This window comes from Synechococcus sp. R55.2 (genome assembly GCF_047462075.1).
Taxonomy (GTDB): domain Bacteria; phylum Cyanobacteriota; class Cyanobacteriia; order Thermostichales; family Thermostichaceae; genus Thermostichus.
Map to the genome: position 1 here is coordinate 1 of NZ_JANSIH010000376.1, position 19,474 is coordinate 19,474.

The window sequence follows — 19,474 nt, forward strand, 5'->3', positions numbered from 1 at the left end:
GCCCGCGCCCCCCGCGCGCGCGCCCCCCCCCGCCCCCCAGCCCGCCCGCCCCCGCGGGGGGCGGGGGGCCCGGCGCCGGGCCCCCCCCCCGCCCCCCCCGCGGAGCAGTTTCGCCGATTCTGATCGCGTCAGCGGGGCGGAGCCCTTATCTTGGGCTTTTGCGACAGCTTGGATCACCCTCAGCTTGACCGTGGTGGCCTTCAGTCTGCATTTGGCCCAGCTCTACCCTTACTTTAATGGGCGAGAGCTGCTGCGTGTGATGCTTTCTCCCTACGGTTGGGGTACAGGGCTGCGGCTGGTGGGGCTAGGAATCCTGATCTGGGCCTGTGAGGAAGGTGCCGCCTGGGGTGGTGGCATTGGATCGGTGTTGGTGATTGGATCGTTTTTGCCCATCGGCCATGCCCTTACCAGCGAGTATCCGGTGGGAACGGTAGCGTTGTTGAGTCTACATCTGGCCGGCTCGGCTTTTTGGTTGGGGGGGCTGTGGGGAGTGGATCGCCTGTTGAGCCGAGAATGGACTCCTCAATCGGCAGGGGTCGTCCAACGGTTTTCTGACGTGGCCACCTGGGCAGTGCCCGGACTGATCCTGGCAGGGGTGGGAATGGGTGGGATCCACCGCGGCTGGGACTGGGATCATCCGTATGGGCAGTATCTCTGGGCCAAGCTGCTGCTGGTGCTGATGATGGTGGGGCTGGGCGCCCACAACAAGTTTCGGCTGGTGCCGGCATTGCAACAGGGTGGGCAGACGGTGGGCCGGTCGCTGCGCCGGATCGTCCGCCTGGAGTTGGTGGGGCTGATGCTGGTGCTGGCCTTGACCAGCTTCCTGGTGGCCCAGGCTCCTCCCAGTAATGGAAGGCACGGCATGGGAGCCCCACTGGAGTCGGGCTTGCAGACCAGTTGTGAAGAGCGCTTGAACTGGCCGGAAGGCAGCCTGCACCTGAGGATTCTGCCCTGTCGTCCTGGGGAAAATCAAATTCGGGCTGAGGTGAAGGGAGTCCCGGCCCAGGAATTGACCCTTGGGTTTTCCCTGCCAGAACAGGGGATCCCCCCTCTACGCCGCACTGTAGCGCCGGATGGGCCTGGCCAATTTGTGGTGGAAAATGTGCCCCTAGCCCTGGCGGGGGAATGGCAGATCGAGGTGAGACTGCTGATCAGCGATTTTGAAGAGCGGCGAGGTCAGATCGCGGTTTCTCTCTGACTGAATTGTTACAGACATTGAAGATCGCGAAAAGAAAAAGCAGAAAAAGACCCTGGATAGGAGCTGTGGGTTGCTCCGCCCAAGGGCGTCGGCCTGTGGCAGAATCGAGCCAGCTCGTAGTGGCAAAAGGCTGCTCCGCTCAGGCGACTGGCTTGGCTATGGAAGACAAGATCAGAGCGGGAAGTGTGCTCAGGGGACGCTATCGCATTCTCCATCCCCTCGGGGAAGGGGGATTTGGCATAACCTACAAGGCGGTGGATCAAGACACCTTCGATAGCCCCTGCGTCGTCAAGCGCCTTCGCCCCCTCTCCACGGATCCTTATACACTGGCCACGGCTCGCAAGCTCTTTGAACGGGAAGCCAAGGTTCTCAACCGGCTCAACCACTTCGACCAAGTGCCCCGCCTTTTGGCCCACTTCGAGCAGGATCAGGATTTTTACTTGGTGCAAGAGTTTGTTGCCGGGCATGATCTCAGCCAGGAGCTGATCCCGGGCAAGCCGCTGAGCGAGGCCGAGGTTTTGAAACTGTTGTGGGATATTTTGGAGATCCTGCGCCATGTACACGCCCACCAGATCGTCCATCGGGATATCAAGCCGGCCAACCTGATGCGCCGCGATGCCGATGGCAAGTTGGTGTTGATCGACTTTGGGGCAGTCAAGGAAGTGGGGCGGTTGGTCAGCCATGCCCCCGGCCAAACTCAGTTGGCGACGGTGATTGGCTCGGTTGGCTACATGGCGCCCGAACAGCTCAACGGCAAGCCCCAGCCCTGCAGCGACCTTTACTCTGTGGGGGTGTTGGCCATCCAAGCCCTCACCGGTCGTCCCCCCCACAAGATCCGGGATGATCCCCGCACCGGCCAACTGCTCTGGCGGGATTTGGTTCAGGTCAGCGAGGAGCTGGCCGAGATTTTGGATCGCCTGATCTGCCCCCACTGGCAAGAGCGCTTCCAGTCCGCTGCTGAAGTGTTGGAGGCGCTGCGGCCCCTGTTGCCTTTTCCCCAAGAGGCGACGCTCGGCGATGTTTCGGTGGATCAGGTTTTGGTGACGCGCCTGTTGGCCCGCGGACAGGAGAAAGCCCGCCAAGGGGATTTCCAGGGGGCGATTGCCGACTGTACGTTGGCCATTCAATTGGATCCCCAAAATAGCCGCGCCTACAGCCAGCGGGGCAGCGCCCGCTACAAAAGTGGGGACTTGGCAGGGGCCATCGCAGATTACACCCAAGTCATTCAACTGGCAGGGGACGCCCGCGCCTATTTCAACCGCGGCATTGCCCGCTACCGGCTGGAGGACTACGAGGGAGCTGTTGCCGACTACACCCAGGCTCTCGGCCTCAACCCACAATGGGCGGTGGCCTACTACAACCGTGGCAATGCTTACCGGCAACTCAATCAGCAGCAGCAGGCCATCGAAGACTATTCGCGGGCCATTGAGCTCAACCCGGAAGATGTGCGGGCCTATTTCAACCGCGGCGTGGTGCGCGGCCATCTGGGAGATGCGCAGGGGGCAGCAGCCGATTTTTCCGAGGTGATCAAGCGGGACCCTCAGGACGGGGAAGCCTACTTCAACCGGGGAGTGGCGCGGGTCCAGTTGTCAGATTTGCAAGGGGCCGTCGAGGACTACACCCAAGCGCTGCAGTTGGATCCTCGCCACGGCAAAGCCTATTACCACCGGGGCCTGGCCCGGCAAGCGTTGGGGGATCCCCAGGGGGCTGTTGAAGACTTTTCTCAGGCCATATCGCTGCGGGCTACTGAAGCCACCGCTCGCGTCAGCGGGACGGAGTTCTTAGCGGATCTCTACTTGCAGCGGGCCATGGCCTACCTGAGCAGCAACACCCTGGAGCCGGCGCTGGCCGATTGTGAACAGGCTCTCCGTCTGGATCCCAACCTGTCGCGGGCCTATCTCTGCCGGGGCTTGGCTCGCCAGGGGCTGGGGGATCCCGGCGGCGCTCTGGCAGACTTCAACCGCGCCCTGGAGCTGGATCCCCAAATGGCCAAAGCCTACCTCAACCGGGGCATTGCCCACCTGGACTTGGGCAACATTGAAGCGGCTTTGTCCGACTTGAACCAGGCCATTGCTTTGGATCCCCAAGATGCCAGTGCCTACAGCAGCCGCGGGCGAATCCATTGGCTGTTGGGGGATCCCCTGGCGGCTCTGCAGGATTACACGGCTGCCCTGGAGCGGGATCCGCAGAACCCTCAGCTCTACTTCAACCGCGGCCAACTCCATGTTGAGCGGGAAGATTGGCCGGCAGCCTGTGAGGACTTCTCGCAGGTGTTGCAGTGGGCGGCGAGGCCTGGGATCCCACGCGGGCCGGAGCTGCTGTTGAATGCCCATCTATGCCGCGGTATGGCACGGCAACGGTTGGGGGATTGGCAGGGAGCGCTGGCCGATTTCGACCAAGCTCTGCAAGGGGATCCTCAGTCGGGCTTGGCTTATTTCCATCGCGGCCAAGTGCGGGCTGCTCTGGGAGATGGGCTGGGGGCCATCCAGGATTACCACCAGGCTTTGGCGCTGGGGGTGGCAGTGGCCGAGGCGGATATCCGCCGAGATCTGGCGCGGGCCCAAATCCAGACGGGAGATCTGCAGGCGGCCTTGGAGCAGTTGAACGAGGCGGTGCGCTTGCAGCCGGAACGGCGGGATCTGCGCCAAGAGCGAGCTGAGTTGTGCCGACAGCTGGGCCGGTGGCCAGAGGCCATTGCCGACTACAACGAGGTGTTGCGGCAGGATCCTCAGGACTGGACGGCTTGGCTGGGACGGGGCATGGCCCATGGACAGGTGGGCAACTGGGATTCCGCCATTCAGGATCTCAGCCGGGTTTTGCAGCAGGATCCTGACCACAGGGAAGCGCTGTGGCACCGAGGACAAGCCCTGCAGCAGTTGGGTCAGACCGAAGCGGCCTTGCAAGATCTAAACCGTCTGCTGCAGCGGGATCCCCAACACAGGATGGCCCGCTTGGCCCGCGGCTCTCTGTTGTTGACGTTGGCGGTGCGCGGCACCGATGGCCCTACCAACCGTGCGGAGCAGGATCGCGTCAGCGGGACGGAGTCCTTGGAGCTGGGGTACTACGCGCAGGCTGAATCCGACTTCGACCAAGTCATCCAGGAAGAGGCCCAAGACGGGGAACAGTCCCGGCAGCTCTATCTGGAGGCCCACCTGAAGCGGGCCCAAGTCCGCCGCCTGCGCCACAACCTGGAGGGGGCAATAGCCGATTGGGATCGGGTCTTGGAGCTGGCCAGCCCAGGGGATCCAGAAGTGCTGGTCACCGAAGCCCTGTTGTATCGGGGCTTGTGTCGCCAAGAGAGGGGGGATCTGGCTGGGGCGTTGGCCGATTTCACGGCGCTGATCCAGCAGCAACCGCAGGCTTCTCAGGCTTTTGCTTTGCGGGCAAGGGTGCATCTGGCTTTGGGGGATCAAGAGGCGGCATTGGCGGATCTCAACCAAGCTCTGAGCCTCGACCAGAACTGGGGGGTGGCCGATGCTGCCCTGGCCTACCGTCAACGGGGGGATCTACACCGGCAGGCCAATTGCCCTGAGCTGGCCATTGCCGACTACACGCAGGCCCTGGCCTTGAACCCCCAGGAGCACTCTGCTTTGCTCCACCGAGCTCTCCTGTGGGATGGCGAGGGACAGACGGACAAAGCGATAGAAGACTACACCCGACTGCTGCAACTGGAGCTGGATCCCCAGGAGCGGGTCTGGGTTTTGAACAACCGCGGCTGGGCCTACGCCCAACAGGGGGATTTCTCAGCGGCCATCCGCGACTACACCCAAGCCATCATGCTCCACCCTGCTGACGCGAAGGAGGGGGATCCCTGCCACCTCAAGGCCCACCTCAACCGCGCCCTGGCCCGGACTGCCCTTGGGGATTGGCAGAGAGCCTGCCAGGATTTCCAGGCTGCCCTCCAGATGCAAGGGTACGAAGGTCGGCTTTTGGAAGACGTTATCGCTAGTTATTTCAAAATAGGTTGAGACACTTCCCAAAGGCTCCGCGCCGTCGCCGCGGCCACCTCCAACCTCTCTTAGAAATCGATGGGATTTGAATGGACAGTTAGAGGGATCGGCTCAAGCCTCCTCCGCCACTTCTCCCGTCTCGGGCCGCAGCAGCGGAAAGGCAATGACATCGCGAATGCTGGGAGCGTCGCACAGCAGCATCACCAAGCGGTCGATCCCCACGCCCAGGCCGCCGGTGGGGGGCAGGCCATATTCCAAGGCCGTGAGGAAGTCTTCATCCAGAAAGTGGGCCTCCTCATCTCCGGCTGCCTTCAGGGCTGCCTGGGCCTCCAGCCGCTGCCGCTGATCCACCGGATCGGTGAGCTCGGAGTAGGCGTTGGCCGTCTCCCGCCCAACGATGAACAGCTCGAAGCGCTCGGCCAACCCCGGTTTGCTGCGGTGGGGCTTGGTGAGGGGACACACATCCAGGGGGTAGTCCAGAACAAAGGTGGGCTGGCGCAGGCGGCTCTCGCAGCAGTGCTCAAAGGCTTTGACCAGCAACTTGCCAGGGGAGTCCTGGGGTGAGAGATTGGGGATCCCCCGTTCTGCCAAGGCGGGCAACAGCTCGGCGGTGGATCCCGTTTCCACATCGATGGAGATCCCGGTTGTCTCCTCCACCAACTCCTGCAGGGTCACCCGCCGCCAGGGGGGCGTGAGGTCAATGGTTTCCCCCTGATAAGTCAACTGCAGGGATCCCCGCACCGCCAGGGCGGCGTTGCAGACCAGGGTTTCCGTCAGCTCCATCATGGTGTGGTAGTCGGCGAAGGCTTGATAGGCCTCCAGCGAGGTGAACTCCGGGTTGTGGCGGGTGGAGATGCCTTCGTTGCGAAAGACCCGCCCAATTTCATAGACTCGCTCGATCCCGCCCACCACCAGCCGCTTCAGGTGCAGCTCGGTGGCAATGCGCAAGTAGAGATCCAGATCCAGGGCGTTGTGGTGGGTGATGAAGGGTCGCGCCTCCGCCCCGCCGGGGATCACCTGCAACACTGGCGTCTCAATTTCCACAAAACCTCGCTCTTCCAGAGTCTGCCGCAGGGAGCGGATGATCTGGGCGCGGTCGAGCAAGGTCTGCTTGACCTCAGGGTTGACGATGAGATCGACGTAGCGCTGGCGGTAGCGTTTCTCCACATCCCGCAGGCCGTGCCACTTGTCCGGCAGCGGCAACAGCGCCTTGGTTAGCACCTGGTACTCGTCCACCCGCACCGACAATTCCCCTTTTTCGGTGCGCTTGAGGCAGCCCTTGGCCCCCAGCCAATCGCCCACGTCGATGAGCTTGTCCAAGTTCTTGAAGGCCAACTCCCCCATATGCTCCGTCAGCCGTTGCTTCTCCAGGTAAAGCTGGATGGTGCCGGAGCGATCCTGAAGGGTAAAGAAAGCCAGCTTGCCCATGACCCGCCGCGCCCGGATCCGACCGGCCACGGCCACCTGCACATCCTCCCGCTCGGCACCGGGCTCTAGGTCGGCAAACTGCTCCTGCAGCTCGGCAGCCAGATGGGTAACAGGAAAAGAATAGGCATAGGGCGGGATCCCTTGTTCCCGCAGGTGTTGGGCTTTTTCCAGGCGGGCGGCCCGTTGGGCGGCTTCGCTGCTGCTGGGGAGGGTAGACATGGCGGTGGATAGGCAATGGACAATGGAAGCCCCGTTAGGGACGGGATTTTTCAGGCTGCCGGCGGTGCGATGCCGTGGGAACGCAGCAGCTCCAAAAGGGCTTCGGCCCGTTGGCGTTCTGCCTCAGCGCGCTGTTGTTCCAGAGCAGCCTTTTCTTCGCCGGTGGGCAAAACCTGCCCCTCCCGATCACACCAGCGTAGCCATTCGGTATTCACGACCTCAAAGGATCGCTGCCAGAGGGTTAAGCCCAGCCCGATGTCCTCCAGCCATGTGGACGCGAAGGGGACAAACTCACCTCCCCGCCGCTGAAAAAGGGCCAGAGGGGATCCCTGCAGTTCCCTTAGTTGCCGCAAGGGAGAGGCTACGCCCGCTGTGCGATCGTAGACCGCGTAGTAGCTGACGCCGGCGCGGGCATAGTCTTTGCGTTTGCGGCCCAGCTCTTCCCCTTTGCGCTTGGAGACAATCTCAATGACCACATCCGGCGGCTTACCCATCTCCCAGACCAGGTAGGTGCGATCTTCCTTGCGCTCAAAGCTGGCGGGGGGAGCCACCTCCAGGCTGAGCATCACATCGGGCACCAGGGGAGGCAGTTTGAGGGCATAGAACAGACCGACATTGGCCGTGGCCAAAAAGGGGATCGGTTCCCCGGTGTCTTTGGCCTTGGGCTGGAATGAGGTGTAGAGGGCACCGGTGAGCAGGCGCTGCAGCTTCTCCGAGTGAATGCTGTCCACAGGCTCATCGTCCTCGATGACCAGGTCACTGTTCGCGCAGCGGGTGTAGCCTTTATCCGGTGGCTCTGGCAGAGGAAATGCCGCCTCCGGCATCGAGGGCTGGACTGGGCTGGAGAGTGCAGAAACCATGCTCACCGGGATCCGTTGCTGGTGTTGCTAACTACGGACTAGGGCTCAGCTAAGGCTGCTGAGCTGTTTGCCCAGCAGGCGTAGCCTTTTTCGAGGGTAACAAAAGTTTTCGGGAACATGATGGACATGCCACCGAAGCAGCGGATGCCGATCGCGTTAGCGGGACGGAGTCCAATCGCGTTAGCGGGACGGAGTCCTTGCTTGGCCTTTGGAGATAGGCGCAGCAGAGCCCAGCAGCCGGCGACGGGTGGAAGGCAAGGGGATGTTCACTCTGCGCTCTGGGAACCGGGCACAGCCACCAGCAGGGCTTCCAACACCCGCTGCACCCGACTCAGGCGCAGGCCGTGATCCGACAACACAGGGCTGTTGGGGATGATGGCGTGGCGAAACCCCAGTTTGCTGGCTTCTTTCAAGCGCTGCTCCAACTGGGCCACCGGGCGCACCTGCCCCCCCAGTCCCACCTCGCCAATCAGGACTGTAAAAGGATCCACTTGGCGATCCCGGAAGCTGGCGGCCACGGCCACTGCTACCCCCAAGTCGGCAGCTGGCTCGGCTACCTGAATGCCGCCGGCAGAGGCGATGTAAGCATCGTATTTGGAAAGCGGGATCCCCACCCGTTTTTCCAGCACAGCCAAGATCTGCAAAAAGCGGTTGATTTCAATGCCGGTGGAGGTGCGGCGGGGGGAGCTGTAGCTGGTGGGGCTGACTAGGGCCTGCACTTCCACCACCAAGGGGCGGGTGCCCTCGCAGGCAACGATGGTGGCTGTTCCGGGCATGGCCTGATCCCGGCTACTCAAAAAAAGCTGCGAGGGGTTCTCCACCTCCACCAAGCCAGAGGCGGTCATCTCAAAAACACCCATTTCCTGGGCTGCCCCAAAGCGGTTTTTGACGGCGCGCAATAGGCGGTGGCTTTGGAAGCGATCCCCCTCAAAGTACAAGACCGTGTCCACCAAATGCTCCAGCACCTTCGGCCCGGCCAGGGATCCGTCTTTGGTAACATGGCCTACAATCAGCAGAGCCACCCCCAGTTTTTTGGCCAGCCGCATTAACAGGCCGGTGCATTCCCGCACCTGGGAAACGGATCCCGGCGCCGAGGTGAGTTGCCCCCAGAAGATGGCTTGGATGCTGTCGATCACTGCCACCCGCGGTTGCAGAGCTTGAATCTCCGCCACAATGGCCTCCAGATCGGTTTCTGCCAACAGGTAGAGCTGCTCGCTTTCTACCCCTAGCCGTTCGGCGCGCAGCTTGATCTGTTGAGCCGATTCCTCCCCCGACACGTATAAGATGGGCCCGCTCTTGGCCAGGTGGGCAGCGCTCTGCAGCAGCAGGGTGCTCTTGCCAATGCCCGGATCCCCGCCAATCAACACCAGGGATCCCGGCACAATGCCACCTCCCAACACCCGGTCAAACTCGCCATAGCCGGAGGAGAGGCGAGGGTGGCGATCTGAGGAGACCTGGGAGAGGGGGAGGGCCGACCGGGGGATCCCATTGGCGCGGTTGGACCTAGGAGCGAGGGCTTGGGCCCGTGGGGACTTGGCCGCTGGGGCGACGACCACTTCCGTCAGGGTGTTCCAGGCGCCGCAATGGTCGCAGCGGCCCAAAAACTTGGCATAGCGCTCGCCGCACTGGCTGCACTCCCAGACGGTTTTGGCCTTGGCCATGAATGGGGATCCCGCTCTTTGAGGAGTGAGAAGGGAGAAGTGAGAAGGAAGGAGTGAGAAGTGAGGAGTGAGGATCCACTCTCTTTGCTCTCTTCTCTCTGCTCTCTCCTCTTCCTACTCAGGATATCCGCCAAGGACTCCGTCCGAGTATCGCGACCGGCTGCTGCTAGGTGTGGGACACAGGAACAGCAGGAATGGGCAGCTCCGGCAAGGCCAGGGATCCACACTGGGCGTGGTGGCGCAGCAGGTGGTCGCAGAGCACCAGGGCCACCATCGCCTCCACCATCGGCACCGCCCGCGGCAGCACACAGGGATCGTGGCGTCCCCGCGCCGCCAAAACCGTCTCTTGCCCATCGAGGGTGACGGTGTTTTGGGCCTGGCGAATGGTGGCGGTGGGTTTAAAGGCCACCCTTAGGAGGATATCTTCTCCGTTGCTGATGCCCCCCTGGATGCCGCCGGAGCGGTTGCTGCGGGTACGCCAGCCGGCAGGGGTCATGTAAAACTCGTCGTTGTGCTGCTTACCCGTCAAGTAGGTGCCGGCAAACCCAGAGCCGATCTCAAACCCTCTGCTGGCCGGCAGGGACATCACCGCCTTGGCCAAATCGGCCTCCAGCTTGTCGAACACCGGGGATCCCAGTCCGCGGGGCACGTTGCGGGCCACACATTCCACCACACCCCCTAGGGAATCCCCCTCCCGCGCCGCCTCTTCGATTTTTTGGATCATCGCTGCTGCCGCTTCTGGATCGGGGCAACGGACGATGTTGGCCTCCACCTGCTCTGCAGTTACCGAGCTGGGATCCACCTGGGCTTCCACGTCTTTTACCCGCTGCACGTAGGCCAGGATCTCCACCCCTGCCGCTAGGCGCAGGATCTTCTTGGCAATGGCCCCTGCCGCCACCCGGCCAATGGTCTCTCGCGCTGAGGCCCGTCCTCCCCCCTGCCAGTTGCGGATGCCGTACTTGGCTTGATAGGTGGCATCGGCATGGGAGGGGCGGAAGGTGGTGGCCATTTCGCTGTAATCCTGGGGGCGGGCATCCTGGTTGCGCACCAGGATGTGGATGGGGGTGCCAAGGGTGAGGCCCTGGAAGACTCCCGAAGTGATCTCGCAGCGATCGGCTTCCTGGCGCGGCGTGGTGATGGAGCTCTGGCCAGGGCGACGCCGATCCAGCTCCGCTTGAATGTCGGCCTCGGTCAACGGCAGGCGGGGCGGACAGCCATCTACCACCACCCCCACTGCCCCACCGTGGGACTCGCCGTAGGTAGTAACCGAAAACAGGACGCCGAAGGAGTTGCCGTTGGCCATGGGATCCCGAACTTTTGGGTTTGCAACTTTGTCTTGCAACTATTCTGCAACAGGGGGCTGCCCGGCGGCGCGGTGCCACTGACGGCAGCAGGCGATCCCCCGCAACACCAGGTGAGGATCCCAATGTAGTGGAGTGAGAAGTGAGGAGTGAGGAGTGAGGAGTGAGGCTCTCTTCTCTCCGCTCTTTCCTCTCTGCTCTCTGCTCAAGGACTCCGTCCCGCTGTCGCTAACGGGGTTTTGCCGGTAACTTTGCAGGTGGGAGTAGAGCCACTCCCCATCCCCGCCGGTCAGCAGCAAAGGGCCTTGGGGAAAGCGGCGACGCCAGTCGGCAATAAACTCCCGCAACCCCGCCAGCAGAGTGTGGAGAATGCCGCTGCGGATGGCAGCCACGGTGTCAGTGGCCCAGCGGGGGGGTAAGGGAGAGCAGGGATCCCAGTGGATTTTGGGCAGCCGAGCAGTGTAGTCGGCCAACGCTTGCGCCTGCAGCCCTAGGCCGGGCAAGATCGCCCCCCCCACCAGGGATCCGTCGCAATCTGCTCCCGTCAAGGTCAGGGCAGTACCCGCGTCGATCACCAAACAAGGCCAGCCGTAGTGGATCCCGGCAGCCCACAAGGCCAAGGCCCGATCCAGCCCCAGCCCTGGGTAGGGATCCCGCAGCGGCACCTGCGATAGCTCCAATCGATGCACCCAAGGGGATTCCGGCGGCAGGGGAGCAGAGCCCACAGGAGCCAGCCACAGCTCTGTCTGCTGCGGCCAGGACAAGGGCTGGTGGGCAGGAAACTGCTCCACCTTCACCAGGGTCTCCCCCACAAACCAGCCCCAGCGCACGTGAGTGTTGCCCAGCACGGCTGCCAGCCATTCACGACAGCGGTGCGAAGCGCTGAGATCTGCCCCCTCCTCAAAACTCATGCAGCAGCTCTGCCTCCACGCGAAACAGCTCCACCGGCTGGTCGACAGGGATCCCGGCCAACCTCTTGGCAGTGGCGAGCTGCCATTCCGTCGTCAAAGCTTCTCCCGGCAGCAACACCGCCCCCCGTGTTCCGGAGCGGATAAACAAGCCCGTGCGGGTTGGATCCACCTGCTCCACGGCGGCGAAAGGACTCCGTCCGAGTAGCGCGATGGGCACCACCCGCCGCACAATGGCCACCTGAATGGCTGCTGACTCCAGCTCCCCAGGTCGCAGAGGCACGTAGCGCCAGTCGCGGGTCACAGCCCCCACCGCCGCCCGGATGGTGGCCCTGGCCAGATCCTCACCGCTGGGATCCAAGCTGCCCCAGCAGCCGCGGGGCCGACCTTCTGTACTCACTGTTACAAAAACCCCCGCTGAGCGCTGCCAGTGCGGTGGGATCTCGTCTGGAGGTGGCAGCACCTGGCCGGTGGCGAAGTAGTGGGCAATGGCCTGACGCGCCAGTGCCGGCAGGGTGTCAGGGAGAGGTGGTCGCCGGGTGGGGGAGGGGATCCCTTCTGAATCGGACTCCGTCCCGCCAGTGCGATCCCGTAAGCGGTGCGAGGCACCCATGGACTCCGGCGGAGGAACAGGGGCAGTTGTCTCAGAAGGCTGCGGCAGGGATCCCGTCCACAAGCCCAGCCCCGCAGCCAGGAGCAGGCCGAGAAGACCCAGCAATCGAACCGTGAAGTGAACTCGGCAGGTGAACACCCAAGAGAATCCCGTTGGTGGTCACAACAACCGTACTCTAAAAGCTACGCCCTCTCTGCTGCAAATACTTGAAAACGGTGTTCAAATCCTTGTCGCCGCGCCCAGAACAGTTGACCACTACCCGTTGCTGGGATCCAAGCTGTGGGGCCAAAGTTTTCAGGTAGGCCAGCGCATGGGCCGTCTCCAGCGCGGGGATGATCCCTTCCAGCCGCGACAGCAGCAGCAACGCCTCTACGGCCTCATCATCGGTGGCAGCGTAGTACTCGGCTCGTCCAATTTCTTTCAGATAGCTGTGCTCGGGCCCTACACCGGGGTAATCCAAGCCGGCGCTGATGGAGTGGGCCTCCTGCACCTGCCCTTCTTCATCCTGCAGTAGGTAGCTCATGGCTCCATGCAGGACTCCAATCCGACCGCGGTTGAGGGTGGCAGCGTGGCGGGGCGTGTGCAGCCCTTCTCCGGCGGCTTCGATGCCGATCAGTCGCACCCCTGGATCCCGGACAAACTCGTTAAACAGGCCCAGGGCATTGGATCCGCCTCCCACACAGGCCAGCAGCACATCCGGCAGCCCTCCCCACTTCTCCTGGCATTGCTGCCGCGTCTCCTGGCCGATGACATCGTGAAAGGCCCGCACCAGCTTCGGGTAAGGGTGGGGCCCTGCCACCGTACCGATCACATAGTGGGTGGTCTCCACATTCGTCACCCAGTCGCGGATCGCCTCCGACAGAGCATCTTTGAGGGTACGCGTGCCCGCCTCCACCCCCCGCACCTCAGCACCCAGCAGGCGCATTCGCTGCACGTTGGGGGCCTGCCGCTCCATATCCAGTGCCCCCATGTAGATAACGCATTCCAGCCCAAAACGAGCACACACGGTTGCCGTGGCCACCCCATGTTGCCCGGCGCCGGTCTCGGCGATCACCCGTCGCTTGCCCATACGCACTGCCAGCAGGGCCTGGCCAAGGGCGTTGTTAATTTTGTGGGCGCCGGTGTGGTTGAGATCTTCCCGCTTCAGGTAGATCTGCGGGCCACCGTAGTGTTCTGTGAGCCGCTGGGCAAAGTAGAGAGGGCTGGGCCGCCCGACAAAATCCCGCAGCAGGCTGTGAAACTCAGCGCGAAAATCGGGATCCCGCCAGTGATGCTCAAAGGCTTCCTCCAGCTCCGTTAGGGCGCTCATCAGGGTTTCCGGCACAAACCGACCCCCAAACGGCCCAAACCGCCCCTGGGGATCCGGACGCACCTGCGGGTCAAGGGGATCCAAAACACGAGGGGAAAAAGCAAAAGAAGCTGAGGTCATGGCAGAGTCCGTCCGGGCCTTGTAGCCTGCAACTAGAGAGAGGCTTTCCCATTCTACAGAAGGAAGGGGCGATGACCAGTCTCGCCTCTCTTCTTCTGCCGTGGGATCCCGAAAAGTTGTTTTGAACAAGGGTCTTCCCAGGATTTTTAAGATAAGGCCGTCCGATTTTGAGGCGGCCTTATGGACAAGCATCTGCAAGAGTTGCTCCAGCAAGAAGATCAAAAGCGCAGAGATGAAGAGGTGCGGCGCACCTATGCCCTTTCTCAAAAGTCCGAGGGGATGGTGATCCTTCTGTCTATTCTGCTTGCCTTCGGAGCCTACCTCTACACGCGGCGGTGGAAAGCTTTGATGGTTTTTCTGGGCTGGTGTTTCTTCCTTGGCGTGTTGTTTAGCGACGACGAGGGAGAGGTTTCCCTACCCGGACTGTTTCTGGCCTCCACCTGGGCAGCAGTAGACAACTGCGGCGCTATCCAGCGGGCAAGAGAAGAAATTGAACGGCTGCGCTCCGGCCAAAACCCTGATGTTGATCGGCAAACTTAAACTTGGTCGACAAAACAAAATAGTGGCCCAAAAATCGGTATTTTATTTCAAACTCTCGAAAAAGATTCTATACCTACTATTTCAAGTGGCACCCAGATACAAGCGGCGCAACCGACCCATTCTCAACGGCAGTGAAACTTGGATTCCTATTCCCTTTGTCTTTTGGGAAAGAGCTTGGATAAACCAAATTCTGTCCCCCTAGGAGAGGGGCTGGAGGTGAGAGAGCTTAGGATAGCTACAGATTAGAGCAATCAAAACCATGAAGTCTGCTGCTCGCCTAGCTTGTCTGCTTGCCGGACTGATCCTAGGAGCGGGGATCCCCGTCATTGCTCCCGACCCCGCCCTTCCCGTTGCCCAAGCCGGTTTCCAGCCCTACGTCAACGCCCGCTTTGGCTACCGCATCCACTACCCGGCAGACTTCATTCCGCAAGGGGAATCCGACAATGGCGACGGCCAAGTGTTCCTCGGTCAAGACGGGGCTGAGCTGCGCGTTTGGGGTGGGTACAACATTTTTCAAGCAACGCCCGCCAGCGCCCTGCAGGAAGAGCTGCAGCGCAGCCGGGAAAACCAACGCCGGGTTACTTACCAAGCTGTTGGCCGGGATTTCTTTGTGGTCTCCGGCTACGAGCCCGTTCGTGTCAGCGGTGCGGAGCCCTTTGGCCAGCGGATTTTCTATCTCAAAACAGTTGTCCGCCCTTCGCTGCAAGCTGGCTTTGAGTTCGTGTACCCGGCCAGCCGGCGCGAGCGCTATGACCGAGATGTGGAAGCTATAGCCCGTTCCCTGCGCCTTGCCGATCCCTGAGCTAGACCCAAGTTGGGGCATGATCGTAGGGATCCCTGGCAAAACCCAATGGCCGAGAGACCGCTGGATAGTTGGCTGCAGGAACGCATGCGGGTTGTTGGCCTGTCTTCTTGGCGGGCTTTACAGGCCCAGGCCGGGATCAGCCGCCGCGCCCTTGATCAGGTGCGCCGAGGGAAGTGGGGATCCCTGCGCCTGGAGCAACTGCAAAAGTTGGCTGCCGCTCTGCAGTGGGATTTGGGATCCCTGCTGCGCCTCAACGGGAATGACAAAATGGAATCCACCGATTCCTCAGAAGTCCTCTTCTCTCTGCTGCAGCCGTTGCTCACCAGCTACCCCACTGTCCGCCAGATTGCCCAGCGCAAGCCCGATTGGCCGGCCCAAAACGTGACAGCTCTGTTTCGCTCCTTAGACGCTCTGCTGCAGCGCTGGGGGTATGAGCCCATCGGCAACCCCCTGGAGTCCGTCCCCTTTGATCCGCAACTGCATCAACCGGATCAGCTGGATATTCAAAAGGGGGATCCCGTTTACATTCGCTTTGTCGGCTACCGCCGCGGTGACCACATCCTCTGCCCAGCCAAAGTCAGCCGTTCCCTGCCTGGAGGATTGAGCTGATGGCACCTGCCCCCAAAGCGACCCTAGCCATTGATTTTGGCACCAGCAACACGGTGGTGGCAGTTTGGGATCCCGCCCAAGCAGTGCCCCGTCTCCTCACTCTTCCCGGCCTCTCTCGCCCGGACCACTCGGCTATTCCCAGCTTGGTCTACGTGAAGGGAAAAGGCCAGCTCCTGGTGGGGGAAACCGTGCGCGCCGGTCGGTGGGGGGCAGTGGATCCGCAACGGCTGTTTCAGGGGTTTAAGCGGGACTTGGTGGCGGAGTTTGTCCCTCCGCCGCGAGTTCTAGATGGAGAGCGCTACGACGCCGAGAGGGTGGCCCAAGCTTTTTTGCAGACGGTGATGGAAGCTGTCCCGAAAGAACACCTGCAGCCGCAACAGCTGGTGTTCACCGCCCCTGTCGGCTCTTTTGAGCGCTACCTCAATTGGCTGCGGGGAGTGGCCAGTGCCTGTGGCTGGGATCCCGTTCAAATTGTCGATGAAGCCACGGCAGCAGCCCTGGGCTATGCGGTTGGCCAGCCGGGATCCCTAGTGCTGGTGGTGGATTTCGGCGGCGGTACCTTGGATCTCAGCTTGGTGCGCACCCTCGCTCCCCAAGCGGGTAGCCCTGTCCTCAAAGCGGAGGTGATCGCCAAGGCCGATGCCTATGTGGGCGGGGTGGACATCGACATTTGGATTGCCGACTACCTACTGCAGCAACTGGGGCTAAGCCGACAGCAAATTGGAGCTCTGGGCTGGCTCAACCTCCTGGAGCAGGCGGAACAGCTCAAGATCGCCCTTTCCACTCAGATGGAAGCGGTGGGCAGTTGGTTTGACGACGAAGCCCTCACTGCCCATGAGTTGAAGTTAAGCCGGCAGGAGCTGGAAGAGATCCTGGAAGCTCGTCAGCTTTTGGATCAAATCCGCCAGTGCCTAGACGACGTTCTCCTCACCGCCCAGGCGAGGGGATTGGGCAAGAACCAAATTGAGCAGGTGCTCTTGGTAGGAGGCAGCTCCCAACTGCCAGCAGTTCAAGAGCTGCTGCGCTCCTACTTCGGCAAAAAGAAAGTGCGCTGCGAACGCCCCTTCGATGCTGTGGCCCTGGGCGCCCTGCAGGTGGGCCGCCAGGTGAAGCTGGAGGATCGCCTGCACCACAGCTATGCCCTCCGCCTCTGGGATCCCTTGCAGAAAAGCTACATCTACTACCCCCTCTTCGAACAGGGCAGCCCCTATCCCTGCCGACGGGCTGAGCCCTTGATCCTGCAAGTGGCCAACGACGGACAAACGGAGATTCGCCTAGAGGTGGGAGAAGTGGCCCAGGTAGTCCAGTCGGAAGTGGTTTACGACGAGCTGGGGCGGATGAGCAGCCGGCAGCTCACCCGGCAAACCGATTTCCGATCCCTAGCTCCTCTTGGATCCCTGCCCATTCGCCTCAGCGAGACGGAGTCCTTACCGGTTTGTCTGGCCCGTTTGCAGCCCCCTGGCCGCGTGGGAGAGGATCGCCTTCGCGTCGAATTTGCCATTGATAGCTCGCGGCGCTTGTTGGTCACCATCACCGACCTGCAAACTCAGGCGCTCTTGGCAGAGGCCCAGCCTGTAGCCACCTTGAGTTAAGAGACGAAAGTAGAGAGAAGAGAGCGTCTTCACTGCAACGGAAGACAAAGAAAGCAATGTAAAGGGCACGACATGGCCACGATTCCCAACTCTCATCTCCCCTTGTGAGAGAGGGGTCGGGGGCTTGAGGAGAGTAGAGAGCGGTTGCGCCGACGGCGTGGGGTCTCAGGGGAAGGATCTCAATCATTGATATTGTTGATATTGATTATTGATTGAGAATGGCTGCATATCCAGTGATCTCTGTAGCGACTTGATGAATAATCTGAGCGATGGGATATGAATCTGATTTGCGTTTAACTACACTTCTTCTCTTGAGCTACCTTGGGAACAAATCTTGCTCTTGTCACCACCGCCCCATTTTGCCCGTCCTCCCCTCGACTTTATTCCGCCCGCCTATAGCGCCTGGGTGCTACGGCTCGTCCACGGGATCCTGCCCCTGCTCTTGCGGGTGAGGGTGCGGCGCTGGCTTCCTTCCGGCATTGCCAAAATCGAGGCCACAGGGGCGGAGATCTTGGCGCGGCTCTACCACCAGTTCCAGGAGGGTCAAATTCGCCTAGTCCTGGCTTTCCGACATGTGGAGGTGGATGACCCGCTGGTGGGCCTGTACGTTCTATCTCGCCTGGTGCCCGAAGCCGCCCGTCGACAAGGGATCCGCCTTCGAGAACCCCTTCACGCCCATTTTCTCTACGACCGGGGCATGCCCCTCTGGGGAGGGGAATGGCTGGGGTGGCTGTTGTCTCGCCTGGGCGGGATCCCTATACGCCGCGGTCGGAGGGTGGATCGGGTGGCGCTAAAGGCGGCCCGGCAACTGCTCCTGGATGGGCAATTTCCCTTTGCAATCGCCCCAGAAGGAGCCACCAACGGCCACAGCGAACGGATCAATCCCCTGGAACCGGGAATGGCTCAGCTGTGCTTTTGGTGCGCCGAGGACCTGGCCAAAGCTGGTCGCTCAGAGACCGTCATTTTGCTGCCCATTGGCATTCGGTACTACTACACGGATCCCTCCTGGACGAAGCTGGAGCGCCTGCTGGCGCGCCTTGAGCACCTGAGTGGGTTGACGCCTCCGAAGCCAGAGCCAAGATCCTCCAGGAGCCCCAACCTTCGCTACACCCAGCGGATCTGCCGCCTAGCCCAGCATCTCCTGGGACAACTGGAAGCTTTCTACGACCTACCTCCCTTCATCTCTGGGAGAGATGAAGAAGAACCACGGATAGAGCAGAGGCTAGCCCCTGGCCACTTTAACGCTCGCCTGGAGCGGCTGCTCCACAGAGCCCTGGAAACCGCAGAGACCTACTTTGGCCTATCTCCCCAGGGGGATTGGAACAGCCGCTGCCGCCGCATTGAAGAAGCCGCCTGGATCCAGATTTACCGAGAAGAATTGCGGCATCCTGGATCCCTGTCTCCCCTGCAGCGGGGTTTGTTGGACTGGAAGGCCCACCAGGCAATGCTCTACCTACAGCACATGCGCTTGGTGGAAAGCTGCGTGGCGGTGGAGGAAGAGTATCTGCTGAGCAAACCCTCCTTTGAGCGGCTGGCGGAAACCGCCCTCATCCTATTTGATGTGCTGGCCCGCCTCCGAGGGGAATCCTACCCGGCCCGCCCCCGCCTAGGTTGGCGGGGGGTTCATGTAACCGTTGGGGATCCCATCTCCGTTAGCGAGCGGTTAGAGCGGTATTGCCGAGGCCGCCAGGAAGCCAAACAGGCGGTGACCGAGCTAACTCAGGATGTTTTTTCTTTCCAATTTCTTTCTTTTTCTTCCAATTTCTAGGGATCCCCCAAAGGGGGAACCAGCTTAGGTGAGAAGCCTGGCACTACTGCCGAGAGACTGCTGAAAGATAAACCACCTTGCCATCATAGAACAGAGCTGAGCCTTGGTCGCCCCGCTGAGACTCTGCCCGGTACTCCTGACCTTCGCCCACTGTGGTCACGGCTTCCCAGGGCCATTGAGTTACGTCAGTCCAGTACTGGAGAACATCCTCAACAGTGGCCTTGGTTGGCGAACTCGTTTTGCGGAGAGCCTCTAGGGACAGCCCGGCCACCAGGCGAGGCCACAGCCGGCTACATGTTTGCGCCGTTCCAAAGAGATCCAGCGAGCGCACACGGCCATCCAGGGCAATGGCTAGGCCAGTTGCCCCCTCAACGTAGGTGATGTCCTTGCGGAACTCTTCGATCTCCTGCTCGTAAGCCTCATAAGCAGCGCTGAGGGCGCTGGTCGGGGAGATGATATTAAGCTCCTGGTGAAGACGGGCAACGGTGTTCCATACCCCTCCTTGGTTGGAATAATGGCCCATCTTCTTTTTTCAGCGACTCGTAGACACCGCTCTTCAGTTCGTACCGCATTTTGTTGGAGACTAAGCGCTC

15 protein-coding genes are annotated in these 19,474 nt (G+C 61.5%); 7 read left to right on the forward strand and 8 right to left on the reverse strand.

From position 1 onward, the window contains the following. Window positions 1-190 precede the first annotated feature (190 nt). Complete coding sequence (locus tag NW838_RS11910) at window positions 191-1,198, forward strand: copper resistance D family protein (RefSeq protein WP_414428102.1); 1,008 nt, start codon at window positions 191-193, stop codon at window positions 1,196-1,198. A gap of 158 nt (window positions 1,199-1,356) precedes the next feature. Beyond that, the gene (locus NW838_RS11915) at window positions 1,357-5,166 is read left to right on the forward strand and encodes a tetratricopeptide repeat protein (RefSeq protein ID WP_414428099.1); all 3,810 of its coding nucleotides are present in this window, start codon (window positions 1,357-1,359) and stop codon (window positions 5,164-5,166) included. 93 nt (window positions 5,167-5,259) lie between these two features. Here NW838_RS11915 and lysS read toward each other — a convergent pair whose 3' ends face one another. The 7 genes from lysS to trpB form a co-directional block, all read right to left on the reverse strand. Next, window positions 5,260-6,795: a lysine--tRNA ligase gene (gene lysS / locus NW838_RS11920; RefSeq protein ID WP_414356625.1), complete on the reverse strand. Its 1,536-nt coding sequence runs from the start codon at window positions 6,793-6,795 to the stop codon at window positions 5,260-5,262. A gap of 50 nt (window positions 6,796-6,845) precedes the next feature. After that, window positions 6,846-7,655, reverse strand: coding sequence for a Uma2 family endonuclease (locus tag NW838_RS11925; RefSeq protein ID WP_414356627.1), 810 nt, complete (start codon window positions 7,653-7,655; stop codon window positions 6,846-6,848). 266 nt (window positions 7,656-7,921) lie between these two features. Beyond that, window positions 7,922-9,316 (reverse strand): DNA repair protein RadA, encoded by a 1,395-nt coding sequence (gene radA / locus NW838_RS11930; RefSeq protein ID WP_414356629.1) that lies wholly within the window; start codon window positions 9,314-9,316, stop codon window positions 7,922-7,924. Between the two features lie 166 nt (window positions 9,317-9,482). Beyond that, window positions 9,483-10,619 carry a chorismate synthase gene (gene aroC, locus NW838_RS11935; RefSeq protein WP_414356631.1) on the reverse strand — a complete coding sequence of 379 codons (1,137 nt, stop codon included), beginning with the start codon at window positions 10,617-10,619 and terminating at the stop codon, window positions 9,483-9,485. 39 nt (window positions 10,620-10,658) lie between these two features. Then, window positions 10,659-11,528 carry a pantothenate kinase gene (locus NW838_RS11940; protein ID WP_414356634.1) on the reverse strand — a complete coding sequence of 290 codons (870 nt, stop codon included), beginning with the start codon at window positions 11,526-11,528 and terminating at the stop codon, window positions 10,659-10,661. After that, window positions 11,518-12,276, reverse strand: coding sequence for an AMMECR1 domain-containing protein (locus NW838_RS11945; RefSeq protein ID WP_414356636.1), 759 nt, complete (start codon window positions 12,274-12,276; stop codon window positions 11,518-11,520). The genes NW838_RS11940 and NW838_RS11945 overlap by 11 nt, the downstream gene beginning before the upstream one ends. Window positions 12,277-12,313: 37 nt before the next feature. Beyond that, complete coding sequence (gene trpB / locus NW838_RS11950; protein ID WP_414356648.1) at window positions 12,314-13,567, reverse strand: tryptophan synthase subunit beta; 1,254 nt, start codon at window positions 13,565-13,567, stop codon at window positions 12,314-12,316. Window positions 13,568-13,747: 180 nt separating this feature from the next. Here trpB and NW838_RS11955 point away from each other — a divergent pair, with 180 nt between their 5' ends. From NW838_RS11955 to NW838_RS11975, 5 genes are all read left to right on the forward strand, one after another. Then, window positions 13,748-14,107 (forward strand): hypothetical protein, encoded by a 360-nt coding sequence (locus NW838_RS11955; protein WP_414375464.1) that lies wholly within the window; start codon window positions 13,748-13,750, stop codon window positions 14,105-14,107. Between the two features lie 259 nt (window positions 14,108-14,366). Beyond that, complete coding sequence (locus NW838_RS11960; RefSeq protein ID WP_414356639.1) at window positions 14,367-14,909, forward strand: hypothetical protein; 543 nt, start codon at window positions 14,367-14,369, stop codon at window positions 14,907-14,909. A 48-nt stretch (window positions 14,910-14,957) separates the two neighbouring features. Then, window positions 14,958-15,521: a hypothetical protein gene (locus NW838_RS11965; protein ID WP_414351907.1), complete on the forward strand. Its 564-nt coding sequence runs from the start codon at window positions 14,958-14,960 to the stop codon at window positions 15,519-15,521. Further along, window positions 15,521-17,113, forward strand: coding sequence for an Hsp70 family protein (locus tag NW838_RS11970; RefSeq protein WP_414344370.1), 1,593 nt, complete (start codon window positions 15,521-15,523; stop codon window positions 17,111-17,113). The genes NW838_RS11965 and NW838_RS11970 overlap by 1 nt, the downstream gene beginning before the upstream one ends. Window positions 17,114-17,447: 334 nt before the next feature. Beyond that, the gene (locus NW838_RS11975) at window positions 17,448-18,881 is read left to right on the forward strand and encodes a 1-acyl-sn-glycerol-3-phosphate acyltransferase (RefSeq protein ID WP_414428100.1); all 1,434 of its coding nucleotides are present in this window, start codon (window positions 17,448-17,450) and stop codon (window positions 18,879-18,881) included. Window positions 18,882-18,924: 43 nt separating this feature from the next. Here NW838_RS11975 and NW838_RS11980 read toward each other — a convergent pair whose 3' ends face one another. Next, window positions 18,925-19,404: an ARPP-1 family domain-containing protein gene (locus NW838_RS11980; protein ID WP_414428101.1), complete on the reverse strand. Its 480-nt coding sequence runs from the start codon at window positions 19,402-19,404 to the stop codon at window positions 18,925-18,927. Window positions 19,405-19,474 lie beyond the last annotated feature (70 nt).

Excerpts from the sequence above, each read along its gene's own strand:
- NW838_RS11915 (WP_414428099.1), top strand. The coding sequence starts at position 1,357 with ATGGAAGACAAGATCAGAGCGGGAAGTGTGCTCAGGGGACGCTATCGC.
- lysS (WP_414356625.1), bottom strand. The coding sequence starts at position 6,795 with ATGTCTACCCTCCCCAGCAGCAGCGAAGCCGCCCAACGGGCCGCCCGC.
- NW838_RS11925 (WP_414356627.1), bottom strand. The coding sequence starts at position 7,655 with ATGGTTTCTGCACTCTCCAGCCCAGTCCAGCCCTCGATGCCGGAGGCG.
- radA (WP_414356629.1), bottom strand. The coding sequence starts at position 9,316 with ATGGCCAAGGCCAAAACCGTCTGGGAGTGCAGCCAGTGCGGCGAGCGC.
- aroC (WP_414356631.1), bottom strand. The coding sequence starts at position 10,619 with ATGGCCAACGGCAACTCCTTCGGCGTCCTGTTTTCGGTTACTACCTAC.
- NW838_RS11940 (WP_414356634.1), bottom strand. The coding sequence starts at position 11,528 with ATGAGTTTTGAGGAGGGGGCAGATCTCAGCGCTTCGCACCGCTGTCGT.
- trpB (WP_414356648.1), bottom strand. The coding sequence starts at position 13,567 with ATGACCTCAGCTTCTTTTGCTTTTTCCCCTCGTGTTTTGGATCCCCTT.
- NW838_RS11955 (WP_414375464.1), top strand. The coding sequence starts at position 13,748 with ATGGACAAGCATCTGCAAGAGTTGCTCCAGCAAGAAGATCAAAAGCGC.
- NW838_RS11960 (WP_414356639.1), top strand. The coding sequence starts at position 14,367 with ATGAAGTCTGCTGCTCGCCTAGCTTGTCTGCTTGCCGGACTGATCCTA.
- NW838_RS11965 (WP_414351907.1), top strand. The coding sequence starts at position 14,958 with ATGGCCGAGAGACCGCTGGATAGTTGGCTGCAGGAACGCATGCGGGTT.
- NW838_RS11970 (WP_414344370.1), top strand. The coding sequence starts at position 15,521 with ATGGCACCTGCCCCCAAAGCGACCCTAGCCATTGATTTTGGCACCAGC.
- NW838_RS11980 (WP_414428101.1), bottom strand. The coding sequence starts at position 19,404 with ATGGGCCATTATTCCAACCAAGGAGGGGTATGGAACACCGTTGCCCGT.